We start from the raw sequence: 18,578 nt of genomic DNA, 5'->3' as shown, positions 1-18,578 counted from the left end.
CGCGCACATGCTGTACGCGGGTTACGTGTGGGGATTCGTCGTGCTCGGCCGCCGCCGCTCAGGCGGGGGCCGAGCACGGCGGTCCACGCCGTCCCAGGGAGTGCACGAGGAGCCGCTCGCGGGCGTCGGACGCCCGTGGGCCCGGGCGGGGCAGCCGGTGGGCCGGGGCCGGCCGCGCGGTGACCGCGGCCACCACCAGCAGCAGGGGCCGGAAGGTGGCGGCGGCGACCGCGCGCAGCAGTTGGACCAGGGCCCGCTCGCCCCGGCGCAGCCAGGCGGCGGCGAGCAGCCCCACGCAGACGTGCGCGGCCAGCAGCAGCCAGGCGGCTGCCGGGCTCGCGTGCGTGAGCAGTGCCGTGGCGCCCCGCCCGGAGTGGCCGGTCACCTGGGCCAGCGGGGTGCCCACACCGCCGCGGCACAGCACGTCCAGGCCGACGGCGCGCAGCGGGCCGGCCACCGGGCCGCCCGCCCTGCCGTAACAGGTGTCCTGACCGGTGGTGAACACGGTGTCCGCGGCCAGTTCCAGCGGGATCAGCAGGGCCGCTATGCGGCCGAAGCCGCGCTCGCGGCCCGCCAGCGCGTACGCGCCGGCGAACACGCCGGCCGCGACCGCGGCCACGGTCGCGGCCGGCAGCGGGACCCTGGACAGCAGGACGTGCGACGCGGTGCTGAGCGTCACGGCGACTGCCGTGAACAGTGCCGCGCGCACGGCTCTGAGCTGGGTTCCGGATATGTCCATAGCGAAGTCAGAGTCTGTCACGGAGGCGGGTAAGAGGCCCCTAAAGGGGGCCTGTGAGTGCGCGACGTTACAGACCCGGGATCCGGCCGTTGCGGAACAGGTCAAGGAAGATCTGGTGGTCGGCGCGCGTGCGTGCGCCGTAGCCGTGCGCGAAGTCGACCAGGAGCGGCGCGAAGCCCTCCTCGTCGGCCGCTAGGGCCGCGTCGATGGCCCGCTCGGTGGAGAACGGCACCAGCGACTCGCCCGAGGTCTCGTCCGCCGCCGCGTGCATCGTGGCCGTGGCCCGGCCCAGGTCGGCGACGACGGCCGCGATCTCCTCCGGGTCGTCGATGTCGTCCCAGTCCAGGTCGACCGCGTACGGCGAGACCTCGGCGACCAGCTGCCCCGCGCCGTCCAGCTCCGTCCAGCCCAGCCACGGGTCGGCGTGCGCCTGCAGGGCGCGCTGGGAGATCACCGTGCGGTGCCCCTCGTGCTGGAAGTACTCCGCGATCGCCGGGTCCGTGACGTGGCGGGACACCGCCGGGGTCTGGGCCTGCTTGATGTAGATCACGACATCGTTCTCCAGGGCGTCGCTGGGCCCCTCCAGCAGGATGTTGTACGACGGCAGGCCCGCCGAGCCGATGCCGATGCCCCGGCGCCCCACGACGTCCTTCACCCGGTAGGAGTCCGGGCGGGCCAGCGAGGTCTCCGGGAGGGTCTCCAGGTAGCCGTCGAAGGCGGCCAGCACCTTGTAGCGGGTGGCGGCGTCCAGCTCGACGGAGCCGCCGCCGGGCGCGAACCGGCGCTCGAAGTCGCGGATCTCCGTCATCGACTCCAGCAGTCCGAAGCGGGTGAGCGAGCGGGCGTCACGCAGCGCGTCCAGCAGCGGCCCCTGCGCGGTGTCCAGGGTGAACGGCGGCACCTCGTCGCTCTTGGCGCCCGTGGCCAGGGCGTGGATGCGCTCCCGGTAGGCCTCGGCGTAGATCGTCACCAGCTCGGTGATCTGGTCGTCGCTGAGCGCCTTCGCGTAGCCGATCAGCGCGATGGAGGCGGAGAAGCGCTTCAGGTCCCAGGTGAACGGGCCGACGTAGGCCTCGTCGAAGTCGTTGACGTTGAAGACCAGGCGCCCGTTGGAGTCCATGTAGGTGCCGAAGTTCTCCGCGTGCAGATCGCCGTGGATCCACACGCGCGAGGTGCGGTCGTCCAGGTACGGGCCGCCGCGCTTCTCCGCGTCGAGGTCGTGGTAGAAGAGGCACGCCGTGCCCCGGTAGAACGCGAAGGACGAGGCCGCCATCTTCCGGAACTTCACCCGGAACGCGGCCGGGTCGGCGGCCAGGAGCCGGCCGAAGGCGGTGTCGAAGACGGCGAGGATCTCCTCGCCGCGCTGCTCGTCGTTGAGCTCGGGGACCGACATCGCGGAGTGCCTCCTGGTGCGGGACGGTGGTGCGTGGATGTGCGTGCGGGGGAACGACAGCGTCTCCGCCGTCTTCAACGGGCGACGCCGCGCGGGAGTGCCCGGTTCCCGGACGAAGGTACGTGGGGATGCCCCGCGTGTGTCAGTGCCCCGGCATAGACTTCGACGCTGACCCCGGACCGTCCGCCCGCCCGTCGCCAGTCGTTTCCGTTGGAGGCCACACCGTGTCGAAGCCGCCCTTCACGCACCTGCACGTCCACACCCAGTACTCGCTGCTGGACGGTGCCGCGCGGCTCAAGGACATGTTCGACGCCTGCAACGAGATGGGCATGACGCACATCGCCATGTCCGACCACGGCAACCTGCACGGGGCGTACGACTTCTTCCATTCCGCGAAGAAGGCCGGAGTCACCCCGATCATCGGCATCGAGGCGTACGTCGCGCCCGAGTCCCGGCGCAACAAGCGCAAGATCCAGTGGGGCCAGCCGCACCAGAAGAGGGACGACGTCTCCGGTTCCGGCGGCTACACCCACAAGACGATCTGGGCGGCGAACTCGACGGGCCTGCACAACCTCTTCAAGCTGTCCTCGGACGCGTACGCCGAGGGCTGGCTCCAGAAGTGGCCCCGGATGGACAAGGAGACGATCTCCCAGTGGTCCGAGGGCCTGATCGCCTCCACCGGCTGCCCCTCCGGCGAGCTGCAGACCCGCCTTCGCCTCGGCCAGTTCGACGAGGCCCTGAAGGCGGCCGCCGACTACCAGGACATCTTCGGCAAGGACCGCTACTTCCTGGAGCTGATGGACCACGGCATCGAGATCGAGCACCGGGTCCGTGACGGCCTGCTGGAGATCGGCAAGAAGCTCGGCATCCCCCCGCTGGTCACCAACGACTCGCACTACACGTACGCGCACGAGGCGACCGCCCACGACGCGCTGCTGTGCATCCAGACCGGCAAGAACCTCTCCGACCCCGACCGCTTCAGGTTCGACGGCACCGGCTACTACCTGAAGTCCACGGACGAGATGTACGCCGTCGACTCCTCGGACGCCTGGCAGGAGGGCTGCCGCAACACGCTGCTGGTGGCCGAGCAGATCGACACCACCGGCATGTTCGAGGCGAAGAACCTCATGCCGAAGTTCGACATCCCGGACGGCTTCACCGAGGTCACCTGGTTCAAGGAGGAGGTCCGCCGCGGCATGGAGCGGCGCTTCCCCGGCGGCGTCCCCGAGGACCGCCAGAAGCAGGTCGAGTACGAGATGGACGTCATCATCCAGATGGGGTTCCCGGGGTACTTCCTCGTCGTCGCCGACTTCATCATGTGGGCGAAGAAGAACGGCATCGCGGTCGGCCCCGGCCGCGGCTCCGCGGCCGGCTCGATCGTCGCCTACGCCATGGGCATCACCGACCTCGACCCGATCCCGCACGGCCTGATCTTCGAGCGGTTCCTCAACCCCGAGCGCGTCTCCATGCCCGACGTCGACATCGACTTCGACGAGCGCAGGCGCGTCGAGGTGATCAGGTACGTGACCGAGAAGTACGGCGCGGACAAGGTCGCCATGATCGGCACCTACGGCAAGATCAAGGCGAAGAACGCGATCAAGGACTCCGCGCGCGTCCTGGGCTACCCGTACGCCATGGGCGACCGCCTCACCAAGGCGATGCCCGCCGACGTCCTCGGCAAGGGCATCGACCTCGACGGCATCACCAACCCCTCGCACCCGCGCTACAACGAGGCCGGCGAGATCCGCTCGATGTACGAGAACGAGCCGGACGTCAAGAAGGTCATCGACACCGCCAAGGGCGTCGAGGGCCTGGTGCGGCAGATGGGCGTGCACGCCGCCGGCGTGATCATGTCCAGCGAGCCCATCGTCGACCACGCCCCGATCTGGGTGCGCCACACGGACGGCGTGACCATCACGCAGTGGGACTACCCGCAGTGCGAGTCGCTCGGCCTGCTGAAGATGGACTTCCTCGGCCTGCGCAACCTGACGATCATGGACGACGCCGTCAAGATGGTGAAGTCCAACAAGGGCATCGACCTCGACCTGCTGGCCCTGCCGCTCGACGACCCGAAGACCTTCGAACTCCTCCAGCGCGGCGACACCCTGGGCGTCTTCCAGTTCGACGGCGGCCCCATGCGCTCGCTGCTGCGCCTGATGAAGCCGGACAACTTCGAGGACATCTCCGCCGTCTCCGCGCTCTACCGTCCGGGCCCGATGGGCATGGACTCCCACACCAACTACGCGCTGCGCAAGAACAAGCTCCAGGAGATCACCCCGATCCACAAGGAGCTGGAGGAGCCCCTGGAAGAGGTCCTGGCCGTCACCTACGGCCTGATCGTCTACCAGGAGCAGGTGCAGAAGGCCGCCCAGATCATCGCCGGGTACTCGCTCGGCGAGGCCGACATCCTGCGCCGCGTGATGGGCAAGAAGAAGCCCGACGAGCTGGCGAAGAACTTCGTCCTCTTCCAGAAGGGCGCCCGGGAGAAGGGGTACAGCGACGAGGCGATCCAGGCCCTGTGGGACGTGCTGGTCCCCTTCGCCGGCTACGCCTTCAACAAGGCGCACTCCGCCGCCTACGGCCTGGTCTCCTACTGGACCGCCTACCTCAAGGCGAACCACCCGGCCGAGTACATGGCCGCCCTGCTGACCTCCGTCAAGGACGACAAGGACAAGTCGGCGATCTACCTCAACGAGTGCCGCCGCATGGGCATCAGGGTGCTCCCGCCGAACGTCAACGAGTCGCTGCACAACTTCGCCGCCCAGGGCGACGACGTGATCCTCTTCGGCCTCGAAGCCGTGCGCAACGTCGGCACGAACGTGGTGGAATCGATCATCAAGAGCCGCAAGGCCAAGGGCAAGTACGCCTCGTTCCCCGACTACCTCGACAAGGTCGAGGCGGTCGCGTGCAACAAGCGGACCACGGAGTCGCTGATCAAGGCGGGCGCCTTCGACACCCTGGGGCACACTCGCAAGGGCCTCACCGCGCACTTCGAGCCGATGATCGACAACGTGGTCGCGGTCAAGCGCAAGGAGGCGGAGGGCCAGTTCGACCTCTTCGGCGGCATGGGCGAGGAGACCAGCAGCGAACCCGGCTTCGGACTCGACGTGCAGTTCGCCGAGGACGAGTGGGACAAGACCTATCTGCTCGCCCAGGAGCGCGAGATGCTCGGTCTGTACGTCTCCGACCACCCGCTCTTCGGCCTGGAGCACGTGCTGTCCGACAAGGCGGACGCGGGGATCTCCCAGCTCACCGGCGGTGAGCACGCGGACGGCGCGGTCGTCACCATCGGCGGCATCATCTCGGGCCTGCAGCGCAAGATGACCAAGCAGGGCAACGCCTGGGCGATCGCCACGGTGGAGGACCTGGCGGGTTCCATCGAGTGCATGTTCTTCCCGGCCACCTACCAACTGGTCTCGACCCAACTGGTCGAGGACGCCGTGGTCTTCGTCAAGGGCCGCCTCGACAAGCGCGAGGACGTGCCGAGGCTCGTCGCCATGGAACTGATGGTCCCGGACCTCTCCAACGCGGGCACCAACGCCCCGGTGATCCTCACCATCCCGGCCACCAGGGTCACTCCGCCCATGATCAGCCGGCTCGGCGAGATCCTCGGCCACCACAAGGGCGACAGCGAGGTCCGGATCAGGCTCCAGGGCCCGCGCAAGACCACCGTGCTGCGCCTGGACCGGCACCGGGTCAAGCCCGATCCGGCGCTCTTCGGCGACCTGAAGGTACTGCTCGGCCCGTCCTGCCTGGCCGGCTGAGCCACGGCGCCGGGCAACCGGGCCGGACACCGCGCGGACGACGAAGGGGCGCACCCTCACCGGGTGCGCCCCTCCTGCGTGCCTGGGCTTCAAATGCCTTTAGTTGTGGCCGAAGCTCTTCTGCTTCTTACGGGAGACATCGGAGTGGCTGCCCGTGACGCCCGCCATGGAGGACTCGGGTTCCTCCGCCGCCGGACGCTGAGCGCGTTCCGCCGTGTGCTCGGCCTGCGGAGCGCGGTTCTGCGGGCCACCCTGCTTGCGGTTCTTGTTCTTGGCCATGGTGATCTGCCTCCTGAGGGGGATCTAGGGGCCAGGGCCGGGATCAGATTCACATACGCTGACATCAGCCGCATGTCGGATAATTACCGTGTGTGACAGGGAAGGTGGGCGAACGGGCTCCCTGTACGCCACGCCGAAGATCGAGTTCCGGCCGTTAACGCCCGTCCGTTCGGGCAGACTCGAAGGAAGTCCGAAGCAAAGCCTCCCGGGAAGAGGGTGAGTCGCGTGGACCGTTGCATCGTCCTGGTGGACGCCGGGTATCTGCTGGGTGCCGCCGCCAGCCTCCTCGCCGGCGAGCCGTCACGGTCCCGGATCACCGTCGACCACGCGGGGCTGATCCAGGCCCTGCGCGAACGCGCCGAGTCGGAGACCCAGCGCCCCCTGCTGCGCATCTACTGGTTCGACGGCGCTCCCGACCGCGTCCCCCAGCCGGAGCACCGCCGGCTGCGCGTGATGCCCCGGGTCACCGTCCGGCTGGGCGCGCTGACCCGCAGCGACGGACGCTGGGCGCAGAAGGGCGTGGACGCCGCCATGCACGCCGAGCTGACCGAGCTCGCGCGCAACCGCGCCTGCTCCGACATCGTCCTGGTCACCGGTGACGGCGACCTGCTGCCCGGGATGATGGCAGCCAAGGAGCACGGCGTCGCCGTCCACCTCTGGGCCGTCCAGGCCGCCGACGGCGACTACAACCAGTCCGAGGACCTGGTCGCCGAGGCCGACGAGCGCCGGGTGCTGGACCGGGCCTGGATCACCCAGGCGGTCCGCGCCAAGGAGCTGACCGGTGTCTGCGCCCCGCCGCCCGCGCCCCGCCCCGAGATCGCCGCGATCCTCTCGGCGCCGCTGCCGGACTCCGCGCTCGCGGGCACCGAGCGGCCGGCCGAGGAGGGCTCCCACCCGCCGGCCGCCGCCGAGCACTCCCCCCAGGGCCGGGCGGCCGCCCCCAAGGGGGTGCCCACCCCCAAGGACCTCGCCGCGCTGCGCGCACCCGGCGTACAGGCCGTGCAGCACCCGACGACCGCGACCCTCAGGTGGTCCTCCGACAAGGGCTGGGTGGACCGGCCCGGAGCGGTCGCCGAGCCGCCCGAGGTCGCCTCGATGCCGACCCTCGCCCAGCTCACCACCGCCGAGCAGCGGTGGGCCGACCGGGAGGAGGACATCACCACCGTCGGCGGCGACCCGTACGAGGTGGGGCAGGTCTTCGCCCGCCGCTGGATCTCCCGGCTCGGCGACCAGAACCATGTGCACCGGCTGTCCACGATGTACCCGCGCATCCCGCACCGCATCGACGGCGAGCTGCTGCGCTACGCCGCGCGCTTCGGCCTGCTCGCCCACAAGGACGACCAGATCGACGAGCACGACCGCTACGCCATCCGGGCGGGCTTCTGGCGCGAGGTCGACGTGCCGGCGGCCACCGAGCAGCACGCGCCCGCCGCGGACTGACCCCCCTGGCCGCCCCCGAGGGCGAGCAAAGGCCTCCGACCCCGTAGTCTCGTCACTTGTGAGTACGCGCGCGGCACAGGCACTTCGGTACGACGAGGTCGTACGCGTGCGTGGGCTCACCAAGACCTATCCGCCCGTGAAGGGGCGGCGCGGGGCGCCGGGCACGCCCGAGGTACGGGCCACCGACGGCGTGGAACTCGAGGTGCGGCGCGGCGAGATCTTCGGGCTGCTCGGGCCGAACGGCGCCGGCAAGTCCACCCTCGTGCGCCAGCTCACCGGGCTGCAGCGGCCGGACGCGGGCAGCGTCGAGATCCTCGGCCACGACATCGTCAGGCACCCCCGGCTCGCCGCCCGGATCCTCGCCTACCTGGGGCAGGAGTCCTCCGCCCTGGACGAGCTGACCGTGGCGCTCGCCGCCGAGACCACCGGGCGGCTGCGCGGCCTGGACGTACGGCGGGCCCGTGCCGAGCGGGACGCCGTGCTCGAGGAGCTCGGCCTCACGCCGATCGCGGGCCGGGCACTGAAGAAGCTGTCCGGGGGGCAGCGGCGGCTCGCCTGTCTCGCCGCCGCCCTCGTCGGGGAGCGGCCGCTGCTCGTCCTCGACGAGCCGACCACCGGAATGGACCCCGTGGCCCGGCGCGCGGTGTGGGCGGCCGTGGACCGGCGCAGGGCCGAGCGCGGGACGACCGTGCTGCTGGTCACCCACAACGTCATCGAGGCGGAGACCGTGCTCGACCGGGTCGCCGTCCTGGACCAGGGCCGGGTCATCGCCTGCGACACCCCCGCGGGTCTGAAGGAACGGGTCTCCGGCGAGGTACGGGTCGAGCTGGTGTGGCGGGAGCGGGCACCGCTGGACGTGCCCGAGGTCGCCGTGCTGCGCGAGCGGGCCGCGGAGTCCGGCCGGCGCTGGACGCTGCGGCTGGCACCCGAGGAGGCCCGTGCCGCGGTCGCCACGGTGACCGGCGGCGCGGCCTTCGCCGCCCTGGACGACTTCACGCTCGCCACGCCCAGCCTGGAGGATGTGTACCTGTCGCTGGGCGGGGCGTCCCGGCAGGGACTGGTGAAGGCGTGAGCGCGCGGGCCGCGCACTGCGTACGGGTGTGCGCGGGGGCCGTAGGGAAGAGGAGCAGCGCGTCGTGAGTGTCGTACCCGCCGAGGTTCTGCCCGGCGGCGCCCGGGCCGTTCCGGACGCGGCCCCGGGCGCCGCCGAGCTCGGTCCGCCCGCGCGGCTGTGGCCGTCGCTGGTGGCCGTCTACCGGGCGCAGCTCTCCCGTGCCCGGGTGGCCCGTATCCCGCTGCTGTTCGTGGCGACCTTCCAGTCGGTCGGCATCACCGTGATGATGCGGGGCGTCGTGGACAGCGGCAGCGAGGCCCAGTCCGTGGTCGCCGGGTCCTCGGTGCTGGTGGTCGCCTATGTGGCGCTGAACCTGCTGTCGCAGTACTTCGGGCAGCTCCGGGCCAGCGGCGGGCTCGACCACTACGCCACGCTGCCGGTGCCGCCCGCTGCGGTCGTACTGGGCGCGGCGGGGGCGTACGCCTCGTTCACCGTGCCGGGGACGCTGGTGACGGCCGTCTTCGGCTGCGTGCTGTTCGGGCTGCCCTTGTCCAACCTGTGGATCCTGGTGGCCGTGATCCCGCTCGCCGGAGCCGCGCTCGCCGGGCTCGGGGCCGCCTGCGGCCTGCTCGCGCCGCGGCCGGAGCTGGCCACACTGCTCGGCCAGCTCGGCATGTCCGCGGCGCTGCTGCTGGGTGTGCTGCCCGCCGACCGGATGCCGCAGATCATCCGTCTGGCCCGGGACCTGCTGCCCTCGACCTACGGCGTGGAGGCGTACGCGCGGACCTTCGGGGCACACCCCGACTGGGCCGTCGTCCTGGCCGACCTGGGGGTGTGCGCGGGTGTCGGAGTGGTCTCGCTGGCCGCGGCGACCTGGGCGTACCGCAGGGCGGCCGTCCGGTGACGCGGCTCACGGCACGACCTGGCACGATGTCAGGGTGACCGCACCACTGACTCCGCCTCCGCCGCCGCACGACGACTCCGCGCACCAGGTCCGGCAGGCCCGTCCTGCCGGGTCTGAGTTCGCGGGCATGTACGAACAGGACGGCCCCGGGATGAAGACCGAAGTGCGGGAGGCCGCTGTGGTCACCGTGGCCGTGACCGTGGGCGGGATCCTGCTCGGGCTGCTGTGGTGGTGGCTGGCGCCGCACGTGCCGCTGATCGCCGACGAGGTCGACAAGAGCTGGGTCGTGTACATCAAGGACACCGAGGGTGAGCAGGCGGTCGGTGTGGACGGCACGTTCACCCTGCTGGGGCTGGCCTTCGGGCTGGTCAGCGCGGTCGCGGTGTTCCTGTGGCGACGGCGCGGCGGCGTGCCGCTGGTGGTGGCGCTGGGCCTCGGCGGGCTCCTCGGGTCGCTGCTGGCCTGGCGGCTCGGCGTCTGGCTGGGACCCGAGTCCGATGTCATAGCCCACGCCAGGGCGGTGGGCAAGGGCGTGACCTTCTCGGCCCCGCTGAAGCTGGGGGCGAAGGGCGCCCTGCTGGCCTGGCCCCTGGCGGCACTCCTGGTCCACCTGGGGCTCACGGCCCTGTTCGGCCCCCGGGACCCCGAGGAGCCGTACCCGGTCTGACCCGCGGGGAGCCGTACCCGGTCTGGCGCCCGCGGGGCCCCGGCGCACCGGCCGGCCCGAGGCGCCGGGTCCTCGTGGCGAAGCGCCCCCGCGCGGGCCGCGGAAGCGCCGTGGGCCCTTTCCGGGCATGACGTGCCGGACCCCGGGGAGCCGTACCCGGGCCGGACGCACCGCCGCGGGCGTACCGCTCCCGGCAGTGCCGCTCCCCGCGTACCGTGGCCGCCCGGCCGGGTCAGTCGCGGCCGATCGGTGCGAGCACCGCCTCCGTGAGCGCGGCCAGGTCGGCCGGGGCCAGTTCCACCTCCAGGCCCCGGCGGCCCGCCGAGACGCAGATGGTGGCGTGGGAGCCGGCCGAGTCGTCCAGGACCGTGCGGAGCCGCTTGCGCTGGCCCAGCGGGGAGATGCCGCCCCGGACGTAGCCGGTGGTGCGTTCGGCGAGGGCCGGGTCCGCCATGGCCGCCCGTTTGCCGCCCACCGCCGCCGCCAGCGCCTTCAGGTCCAGCGTGCCGGAGACCGGCACCACCGCCACCGTCAGCGCGCCGTCGACGTCGGCCACCAGGGTCTTGAAGACCCGGTCCGGGGAGACGCCCATCGCCTCCGCCGCCTCCTCGCCGTAGGAGGGGTGGGCGGGGTCGTGCGCGTAGGCGTGGACGGTGTGGTCCACGCCCGCCGCGGTCAGCGCCACGGTGGCGGGCGTGCCGCCGGACTGCTGCTTTCTGGACTTCTTCGCCATCGGGGTGCCGGGCCTCGGTTCGGTTCGCTCAGTTCATGCTGGTCGGCGTCCGCGTCAGCTCGAACGCGGGCAGGGACGGCAGACTACGGATGATCGCCCCCTCCGAGCGAAGGAGCTTCAGCTCGTCCCGGAGACGGGAGGCGGTGTCCGGCGCCTGGAGCAGCCGCTGCTTCGTCGGCGTGTCGAGCACCATGGCGGCGGCCACCAGGTAGGAGACCACCGAGGGGTCGTCGGGCAGCTCCGTGGCCGCCAGCGAGCGCTCGCGGGCGCCCGCCAGGCGCTTCTGGTACTGGCGGAACGAGCGCAGGACGCCCTCGGCCAGCGCGCCCGCCTCGTCGCCGGGCTCCTCCGCGAGCTCCTCCAGCTCGGCCGTCAGGAACGGACCCGACGCCTCCACCGACAGCAGCCGCATCCGGGTGGTCCCGGTCGCCAGCACCTCGAACGTGCCGTTGTCGCGTTCCCGGATGGTCGCCGCGTCCGCCACGCAGCCCACGCCGTGGAACGACTTCAGGGGGTCCGGGCCGAAACCGGCGGCCGGGCCGCGTTCGGGCCGCGCCGTGGGATCCGGCATGCCCGGAGCGCTCGGCGCCACCTCGTGGCCGTCACGGATGGCCACCGCGGCGAACCGGCGCGGTTCGTCCTCGGGGGTCTTCAACAGCTCGCGCATCATGGCGCGGTACCGCTCCTCGAAGATGTTCAGGGGCAGCACGAGCCCCGGGAACAGCACAGAGTTCAGCGGGAACAGGGGCAGACGGACGGTGGTCACGGCGACCCAGCCTAATGGTCGGCGGCGGGCACTCGGCCGCGGTGCCCGCCCGGCGTCCGCCGCGGCGTCCTGACCAGCGCGGAGAGGGACGTGGGGGAAGTGGATCCGAGGAGCCCCTCGCGCAGCCGCAGGAACTGGCCCAGCGGGTCGTCGGAGAACCGCTCCCAGGGGAACGAGGTGGCGTACGGGCCGATCAGGCCGAGCTGGGCGCGCGCGTCCTCCCACCGGCCCAGCCGGATCAGGAGATACAGCAGCTTGTTGCGCATCTGGGCCGGTCCGGGGGTGGCGGCCGGGAAGCGGGCGGAGAGCGACACCGCCCGGTCGGCGGCCGCGTCCAGGCGCTCGCGCGGCACCTCGGGACCGCAGTCGTCGGTCAGATAGCCGAAGGCCGCCCGGGCCGGCAGCGCCTGCACCAGCGAGCCGGCCGGGGCGTCCTGCGCGGCCCGGTCGGCGAAGTCGAAGCACTCGCGGTGCGAGCCGTGCCAGAAGGTCGCCAGGTACCGCAGGGCGGCCACATGGCAGCCGTAGTGGTGCGGGGAGCGCCGGACCGCCGCCTCCCACAGCTCCTCGAAGTAGCGGTGGCCGGCTCGGGAGCCGCGCGCGTGGTCGAGGGCGATCCGCCAGGGCACCGGATCGCGGTCGTCGGCGCGGGCCGCGGCCGTGATCAGCGGGCTCACCTCGCGCAGCAGCTCGGCGCGGGCCGGCGAGCGCCACGCGCGGTCCACCGCGAGCTGGGCCGCGACCAGGGCGGCGTCGGGATCGCCGGGGGCCGCCGCGCGCCAGGCCTCGAACCACTCGGGGCGGCAGCGGGCGAAGCCGGCGAGCCGCCTCGTGTGGCGGTCGCGGTCCTCCCAGCGGCCGGCCGCGCGTGTGGCGGCGAGCAGGGCGGAGGCCTCGCGGTACTCACCCCGGCCGGCCGCGACCAGCGCGGGCGAGAGATGCTCGTCGGGCGCGTCGAGAACGGCCTCGAAGTCGCCCTGGGGAGGGGCGGCCGGATGCGAGGCACGTCGTGTCGTCCGGGTGGGGCGGAAGAACGCCGGCAGCAGAGCCATGGTGTCGACCATTGAAAGACCGCAGGTCGGGGGAGCGCCAGAGGGCCTGGTCAAGTCGTGAAAGGTTGTACGGCACGAGGTCAAGGACGGGCAAAGGGTGGGCCCGGCGGGTGTGCGGCACCTGTCCGCGGGCTGTGGATGTGAGCCGTGGTTCGTCGGCCGGGCGGGTCGGACGGCCAGGTGGCCGGGCCGTCAGCTCCGCCGCAGCAGCCGGGTCGCACCCGCCGCCACGGTGGTCGCGAGTATCCACCCCATGATGATCATCACGGCGGTCAGCCACTGCCAGCCGCCGCGAAACTGCCACTGGTCGACCTGGCCCAGGTCGATCACCGGCAGCAGCAGGTCGAGCGTGAACAGGGCGGGACTCCAGGACGGGCGCTCCCCGGAGTCCACCGGCGGATGCCCGGCGTGCGCGAAGGCGAGCGTGCCGGCCGCCCACAGCACCGCCATCCACACCGCCGCCCGGCCCGGCCGGTAGCCGTAGGCCACGGCCCAGTCCTGCACGAAGCCCCAGACCTTGCCCGCCGGCGACAGCGTCTCGCGGCGCCGGCGCTGCTTGGCGAGCAGCACCTCGCGCGCGTCCTCGTCCTCCCCGGCCGCGCGCAGCACCGACGCCAGCCGCTCGTAGGGCTCCGGGTTGTACTCGGCCGTCGCCGCCGCCACCCAGTCGAGCCGCCGGGTCAGCGGGAACGGGCCGCGCGGAACCAGGCTCTCGTAGCTGAAGCCGCCCATGTGCAGGCTGCCCGGGCCCGGCCAGCTCCCCGCGCGGTCGACCAGGTTGACGACCCGCGCGCCGGACAGCTTCACCTGCCCGCGCTGCGGCCGGTCCCCGAGGAAGCGCAGCTCCGGCGTCTGCACCCGGCGCAGCGACAGGTCCTGGTCGTCGGTCAACACGAACCGGGCCCGCTCCAGGTCCACGGCGTCCCCGAACCTGCCGTCGTCCAGCCGCACCCCGCCCTGGCACTCGAAGCGCTGGATCCGCGTCCCGCGCGCGGGGGTCGTCCCGCTCAGCAGCGGATTGCCCACGCCGGCCGGGGTCAGGTACAGGGTGCGCTCCACCGTGAGCTGGGGCGCGTTCAGGGCGAGTCGCGCGTACGGATTGGCCAGTTTCGCCCCCCGCAGGCTCAGCGAGCCGCCGACCTGGGCGCCGCGCAGGCTCAGCTCGCCGTGCGACTCCAGCAGCTCCGCCTGCAGGTCCTGGCCGACGCCCATGCCGTCCGCCGCGATCGAGCGGCCGCTGCGGTCCCGGTGCACGACCGCCTGGTTCAGCAGCAGGTCCGTCCCGATGTGCGCGTCGGTCAGCCGCACCCCGTACTGGAAGCGGCAGCGTGGCAGGTGCAGGTCGCCCTCCGTGGTGACCCGGGCCGCCTCCAGCCGGGGCAGCGCGCAGTTCACCAGGCGCACGGTCGTGAAGCGGGCCTCGGGAAGCAGGACCTGGTCGTCGAAGCGGCAGCCGCTCATCTCCACGTACGGCGTGACCGCGCCGCCGGCCAGCTCCAGCGTGCCGGTGATCCGCACGCCCGCCAGCTTCAGCGCCGACACCCGGCCGGCCAGCGCGGGCGGCCCGTCCAGCAGCAGCCAGCAGACGATCCGCGCCCTGACGCTCCGCTCCGGGCCCCAGGGATGCCCGCCGTGCGGATCGTCCACCACCGCGTCCCCGCTGCTCAGGTCGTACACGCTGCCGTTGCGGAAGGCCTGCCACATACCTGCCTCGGCCGCGGTCAGGCCCTCCGGCAGATCTCCGGCGTCGCCGGCCCCCTCGGTCACCGCTCTCCCTCTTTCCGGGCCGCTGGACAAGTCGTCTGCTCCGTACACCCGTTCATGCCCGCTGGGTGACGCCCGGCACACTAGACGTGAAGGTGATCTTCCACGTTCCGGCCACGTTCTGTATCAGCCATTGATACGCAGGGACGGCGACGGACGCGGGTCTGAGAGAATTGAGTACGTGATCTCCCGAATCGATCTGCGCGGCGACGCCCTCCCCGAGGGCCCCGCCCTGCGCGACCTGCTGCCCCGAGCCGACTTCGACGTTCAGGCCGCCCTGGAGAAGGTGCGTCCGATCTGCGAGGCCGTGCATCATCGGGGCGACGCGGCGCTGATCGACTTCGCCGAGAAGTTCGACGGAGTACGGCTGGAATCCGTCCGTGTCCCGGCCCGGGCGCTGACGGACGCGCTCGCCGCCCTCGACCCGGCCGTGCGCGCCGCCCTGGAGGAGTCCATCCGCCGGGCCCGCCTGGTCCACCGCGCGCAGCGCCGCACCCCGCACACCACCCAGGTCGTGCCCGGCGGCTCGGTGACCGAGAAGTGGGTGCCGGTCGAGCGCGTCGGGCTGTACGCGCCCGGCGGCCGGTCCGTCTACCCCTCGTCCGTGATCATGAACGTGGTCCCGGCGCAGGAGGCCGGAGTCGGCTCGATCGCGCTCGCCTCCCCGGCGCAGGCCCCCGCTTTCGAGGACGGTCCCGCCGGCGGACTGCCGCACCCGACGATCCTCGCCGCGTGCGCGCTGCTCGGTGTGGACGAGGTCTACGCGGCCGGCGGCGCCACCGCCGTCGCGATGTTCGCGTACGGCACCGAGTCCTGCGCGCCCGCCAACATGGTCACCGGCCCCGGCAACATCTGGGTGGCCGCGGCCAAGCGCTACTTCACCGGGAAGATCGGCATCGACACCGAGGCCGGCCCCACGGAGATCGCGATCCTCGCGGACGACACCGCCGACCCGGCGCACGTCGCCGCTGACCTGATCAGCCAGGCCGAACACGACCCGCTCGCGGCCGCCGTGCTGGTCACCGACTCCACCGAGCTGGCCGACGCGGTGGAGAAGGAGCTGGCTCCGCAGGTGGCGGCGACCAGGCACATCGAGGACCGCATCCGCCCGGCCCTGGCCGGCAAGCAGTCCGCGATCGTCCTCGTGGACGGCGTGGAGGAGGGCCTGCGGGTGGTCGACGCGTACGGCGCCGAGCACCTGGAGATTCAGACCGCCGACGCCACCGCGCTCGCCGACCGGGTGCGCAACGCCGGCGCGATCTTCGTCGGCCCCTGGGCGCCCGTCTCGCTCGGCGACTACGCGGCCGGGTCCAACCACGTCCTGCCCACCGGCGGCTGCGCCTGCCACTCCTCGGGCCTGTCCGTCCAGTCCTTCCTGCGCGGCATCCACATCGTCGACTACACGGAGGACGCCCTGGCCGAGGTCGCGCACCACGTGGTCACGCTGGCGGAGGCGGAGGACCTGCCCGCGCACGGCGCGGCGATCAAGGCACGGTTCGGCTGGAAGGTACCCGAGAGCAAGTGACCGGCATCGACGATCTGCCCGTACGGGACGAGCTGCGCGGCAAGTCCCCCTACGGAGCGCCCCAGTTGGACGTCCCCGTACGGCTGAACACCAACGAGAACCCCTACCCGCTGCCCGAGCCGCTGGTCGAGCGGATCGTGGAGCGGGTCCGGGAGGCCGCCCGCGACCTGAACCGCTACCCCGACCGGGACGCGGTCCGGCTCCGCACCGAGCTGGCCAAGTACCTGACGGACACCGGCAAGTACCCGCTCGGCGTCGAGAACGTCTGGGCGGCCAACGGCTCCAACGAGGTCATCCAGCAGCTCCTGCAGACCTTCGGCGGACCGGGCCGCACGGCCGTCGGCTTCGAGCCGTCGTACTCGATGCACGCGCTCATCGCGCGCGGCACGGGCACCGGCTGGATCTCCGGCCCCCGCGGCGAGGACTTCGGGATCGACCTCGCCGCCGCCCGGCGCGTGATCGCCGAGCACCGGCCCGACGTCGTCTTCGTGACCACCCCCAACAACCCCACCGGCAACGCCGTTCCGCCCGAGACGGTCCTCGGGCTGTACGAGGCCGCCCAGGCGGCCAAGCCGTCCATGGTGATCGTGGACGAGGCCTACGTCGAGTTCAGCCACGGCGAGTCGCTGCTGCCGCTGCTGGCGGGCCGGCCCCACCTGGTCGTCTCGCGCACCATGTCCAAGGCGTTCGGTGCCGCCGGACTGCGCCTCGGCTACCTCGCAGCCGACCCCGCCGTCGTGGACGCCGTACAGCTCGTCCGGCTGCCGTACCACCTGTCGGCGATCACCCAGGCGACCGCCCTGGCCGCACTGGAGCACACCGACACCCTGCTGGGCTATGTCGAGCAGCTCAAGTCGGAGCGCGACCGGCTGGTCGCCGAGCTGCGCGCGATCGGCTTCGAGGTGGTCGAGTCCGACGCGAACTTCGTGCAGTTCGGCCGCTTCGACAGCGCCCACGAGGCCTGGCGGAGGATCCTCGACCGGGGCGTCCTGGTCCGGGACAACGGCGTACCGGGGTGGCTGCGGGTGTCCGCCGGCACCCCCGAGGAGAACGACGCGTTTCTCGACGCGGTCCGTGAGTTGCAGAAGGAGACCCAGCCATGAGCCGCGTCGGACGCGTGGAGCGCACCACCAAGGAGACCTCGGTACTGGTCGAGATCGACCTCGACGGCACCGGCAGGACCGACATCGCCACCGGCGTCGGCTTCTACGACCACATGCTCGACCAGCTCGGCCGGCACGGTCTGTTCGACCTGACCGTGAAGACCGACGGCGACCTGCACATCGACTCCCACCACACCATCGAGGACACCGCGCTCGCGCTCGGCGCCGCCTTCCGGCAGGCCCTCGGCGACAAGGTGGGCATCTACCGCTTCGGCAACTGCACGGTCCCGCTGGACGAGTCCCTCGCCCAGGTCACCGTCGACCTCTCCGGCCGCCCCTACCTCGTGCACACCGAGCCCGAGAACATGGCGCCGATGATCGGCGAGTACGACACCACGATGACCCGGCACATCCTGGAGTCCTTCGTCGCCCAGGCACAGGTCGCGCTGCACGTGCACGTGCCCTACGGGCGCAACGCGCACCACATCGTGGAGTGCCAGTTCAAGGCGCTCGCCCGGGCGCTCCGCTACGCCTCCGAGCGCGACCCGCGCGCGGCCGGCATCCTCCCGTCGACGAAGGGCGCGCTGTAACCCCATGTCCGGTCTGTCCACCGTCCTGATCGTCGTCGGCCTCTTCCTGGTCGGCGGCATCATCTCCTTCACCAAGCAGAAGATGCCCACCAGTCTCATCGTGCTGCTCTCGATCGGTGCCGCGATGTGCCTGGTCGCCGGGGTCATGCGGCTGGAGGTGTGGAATTGAGCGGCAAGAGGGTCGTCGTCTTCGACTACGGCTTCGGCAACGTCCGCTCCGCCGAGCGCGCCCTCGCGCGCGTGGGCGCGGACGTCGAGATCACCCGCGACTTCGACCGGGCGATGAACGCCGACGGCCTGCTGGTACCGGGCGTCGGCGCGTTCGCCGCCTGCATGCAGGGCCTGCGCGCGGCCCGCGGTGACTGGGTCGTCGACCGCCGGCTGTCCGGCGGCCGGCCGGTGATGGGCATCTGCGTCGGCATGCAGATCCTGTTCGCCCGCGGCATCGAGCACGGCGTGGCGGCCGAGGGCCTGGACGAGTGGCCCGGCACGGTCGCGCCGCTCGAGGCCGACGTCGTGCCCCACATGGGCTGGAACACCGTCGACGCCCCGGCGGGCTCCGAGCTGTTCGCCGGCCTCGACGAGGACGCGCGCTTCTACTTCGTGCACTCCTACGCCGTCCACGACTGGGCCCTGGAGACGCACAACCCGCTGATCGCAGCCCCCAAGGTCACCTGGTCCACGCACGGCAGGCCGTTCGTGGCGGCCGTGGAGAACGGTGCCCTGTGGGCCACCCAGTTCCACCCCGAGAAGTCCGGCGACGCCGGTGCTCAGCTCCTCACCAACTGGATCGGAACCCTGTAGA

At 72.1% G+C, this 18,578-nt stretch carries 17 protein-coding genes; 10 read left to right on the top strand and 7 right to left on the bottom strand.

Annotation, left to right across the window (positions count from 1 at the left end; all coding sequences use genetic code 11):
* Positions 1-58 precede the first annotated feature (58 nt).
* Both MXD57_RS12995 and MXD57_RS12990 read right to left on the bottom strand, forming a co-directional pair.
* Positions 59-739, bottom strand: coding sequence for a hypothetical protein (locus tag MXD57_RS12995; protein WP_250401530.1), 681 nt, complete (start codon positions 737-739; stop codon positions 59-61).
* 67 nt (positions 740-806) lie between these two features.
* Complete coding sequence (locus MXD57_RS12990) at positions 807-2,132, bottom strand: DUF2252 domain-containing protein (protein ID WP_250401529.1); 1,326 nt, start codon at positions 2,130-2,132, stop codon at positions 807-809.
* Positions 2,133-2,356: 224 nt separating this feature from the next.
* Between MXD57_RS12990 and dnaE the strand changes: the two genes are divergently transcribed.
* Positions 2,357-5,896, top strand: coding sequence for a DNA polymerase III subunit alpha (dnaE, locus tag MXD57_RS12985; protein ID WP_250401528.1), 3,540 nt, complete (start codon positions 2,357-2,359; stop codon positions 5,894-5,896).
* A gap of 99 nt (positions 5,897-5,995) precedes the next feature.
* Here dnaE and MXD57_RS12980 read toward each other — a convergent pair whose 3' ends face one another.
* The gene (locus tag MXD57_RS12980) at positions 5,996-6,175 is read right to left on the bottom strand and encodes a hypothetical protein (protein ID WP_250401527.1); all 180 of its coding nucleotides are present in this window, start codon (positions 6,173-6,175) and stop codon (positions 5,996-5,998) included.
* Positions 6,176-6,400: 225 nt separating this feature from the next.
* Between MXD57_RS12980 and MXD57_RS12975 the strand changes: the two genes are divergently transcribed.
* The 4 genes from MXD57_RS12975 to MXD57_RS12960 all read left to right on the top strand — a co-directional run bounded on the left by MXD57_RS12975 (position 6,401) and on the right by MXD57_RS12960 (position 10,240).
* On the top strand, positions 6,401-7,615 hold the full coding sequence (locus MXD57_RS12975; RefSeq protein ID WP_250401526.1) for an NYN domain-containing protein: 1,215 nt from the start codon (positions 6,401-6,403) through the stop codon (positions 7,613-7,615).
* A gap of 58 nt (positions 7,616-7,673) precedes the next feature.
* Positions 7,674-8,687: an ABC transporter ATP-binding protein gene (locus MXD57_RS12970; RefSeq protein ID WP_250401525.1), complete on the top strand. Its 1,014-nt coding sequence runs from the start codon at positions 7,674-7,676 to the stop codon at positions 8,685-8,687.
* 64 nt (positions 8,688-8,751) lie between these two features.
* Positions 8,752-9,573: an ABC transporter permease gene (locus MXD57_RS12965; RefSeq protein ID WP_250401524.1), complete on the top strand. Its 822-nt coding sequence runs from the start codon at positions 8,752-8,754 to the stop codon at positions 9,571-9,573.
* A 34-nt stretch (positions 9,574-9,607) separates the two neighbouring features.
* Positions 9,608-10,240, top strand: a complete 633-nt coding sequence (locus MXD57_RS12960) for an AAA family ATPase (protein ID WP_250401523.1) — start codon at positions 9,608-9,610, stop codon at positions 10,238-10,240.
* 232 nt (positions 10,241-10,472) lie between these two features.
* Here the strand turns inward: MXD57_RS12960 and ybaK are convergent, their stop codons facing one another.
* From ybaK to MXD57_RS12940, 4 genes are all read right to left on the bottom strand, one after another.
* Positions 10,473-10,973 (bottom strand): Cys-tRNA(Pro) deacylase, encoded by a 501-nt coding sequence (gene ybaK / locus MXD57_RS12955; protein WP_250401522.1) that lies wholly within the window; start codon positions 10,971-10,973, stop codon positions 10,473-10,475.
* 28 nt (positions 10,974-11,001) lie between these two features.
* Positions 11,002-11,739 (bottom strand): LON peptidase substrate-binding domain-containing protein, encoded by a 738-nt coding sequence (locus MXD57_RS12950; RefSeq protein ID WP_250401521.1) that lies wholly within the window; start codon positions 11,737-11,739, stop codon positions 11,002-11,004.
* Positions 11,740-11,750: 11 nt separating this feature from the next.
* The gene (locus MXD57_RS12945; protein WP_250401520.1) at positions 11,751-12,803 is read right to left on the bottom strand and encodes a hypothetical protein; all 1,053 of its coding nucleotides are present in this window, start codon (positions 12,801-12,803) and stop codon (positions 11,751-11,753) included.
* A 180-nt stretch (positions 12,804-12,983) separates the two neighbouring features.
* Positions 12,984-14,558 (bottom strand): oxidoreductase, encoded by a 1,575-nt coding sequence (locus MXD57_RS12940; RefSeq protein WP_250401519.1) that lies wholly within the window; start codon positions 14,556-14,558, stop codon positions 12,984-12,986.
* A 178-nt stretch (positions 14,559-14,736) separates the two neighbouring features.
* Between MXD57_RS12940 and hisD the strand changes: the two genes are divergently transcribed.
* The 5 genes from hisD to hisH are packed head-to-tail and all read left to right on the top strand — an operon-like array spanning position 14,737 to position 18,577.
* The gene (gene hisD / locus MXD57_RS12935) at positions 14,737-16,080 is read left to right on the top strand and encodes a histidinol dehydrogenase (RefSeq protein WP_250401518.1); all 1,344 of its coding nucleotides are present in this window, start codon (positions 14,737-14,739) and stop codon (positions 16,078-16,080) included.
* Positions 16,077-17,183, top strand: coding sequence for a histidinol-phosphate transaminase (locus MXD57_RS12930; protein WP_250401517.1), 1,107 nt, complete (start codon positions 16,077-16,079; stop codon positions 17,181-17,183). The genes hisD and MXD57_RS12930 overlap by 4 nt, the downstream gene beginning before the upstream one ends.
* Entirely contained in the window at positions 17,180-17,773 is a 594-nt protein-coding gene (gene hisB / locus MXD57_RS12925; protein ID WP_143636382.1) for an imidazoleglycerol-phosphate dehydratase HisB, read from the top strand. The genes MXD57_RS12930 and hisB overlap by 4 nt, the downstream gene beginning before the upstream one ends.
* A gap of 4 nt (positions 17,774-17,777) precedes the next feature.
* Complete coding sequence (locus MXD57_RS12920) at positions 17,778-17,942, top strand: hypothetical protein (RefSeq protein ID WP_250401516.1); 165 nt, start codon at positions 17,778-17,780, stop codon at positions 17,940-17,942.
* Positions 17,933-18,577 (top strand): imidazole glycerol phosphate synthase subunit HisH, encoded by a 645-nt coding sequence (gene hisH, locus MXD57_RS12915; RefSeq protein WP_250401515.1) that lies wholly within the window; start codon positions 17,933-17,935, stop codon positions 18,575-18,577. The genes MXD57_RS12920 and hisH overlap by 10 nt, the downstream gene beginning before the upstream one ends.
* Position 18,578: the final 1 nt, after the last annotated feature.

The sequence above is a fragment of the Streptomyces cellostaticus genome (assembly GCF_023630175.1).
Classification (GTDB): Bacteria; Actinomycetota; Actinomycetes; order Streptomycetales; family Streptomycetaceae; genus Streptomyces; species Streptomyces cellostaticus_A.
This window is presented reverse-complemented; position numbering and strand designations above follow the sequence as displayed.

Coding starts and splice junctions, on each gene's coding strand:
- MXD57_RS12995 (WP_250401530.1), bottom strand. CDS start 739: ATGGACATATCCGGAACCCAGCTCAGAGCCGTGCGCGCGGCACTGTTC.
- MXD57_RS12990 (WP_250401529.1), bottom strand. CDS start 2,132: ATGTCGGTCCCCGAGCTCAACGACGAGCAGCGCGGCGAGGAGATCCTC.
- MXD57_RS12980 (WP_250401527.1), bottom strand. CDS start 6,175: ATGGCCAAGAACAAGAACCGCAAGCAGGGTGGCCCGCAGAACCGCGCT.
- ybaK (WP_250401522.1), bottom strand. CDS start 10,973: ATGGCGAAGAAGTCCAGAAAGCAGCAGTCCGGCGGCACGCCCGCCACC.
- MXD57_RS12945 (WP_250401520.1), bottom strand. CDS start 12,803: ATGGTCGACACCATGGCTCTGCTGCCGGCGTTCTTCCGCCCCACCCGG.
- hisB (WP_143636382.1), top strand. CDS start 17,180: ATGAGCCGCGTCGGACGCGTGGAGCGCACCACCAAGGAGACCTCGGTA.
- MXD57_RS12920 (WP_250401516.1), top strand. CDS start 17,778: ATGTCCGGTCTGTCCACCGTCCTGATCGTCGTCGGCCTCTTCCTGGTC.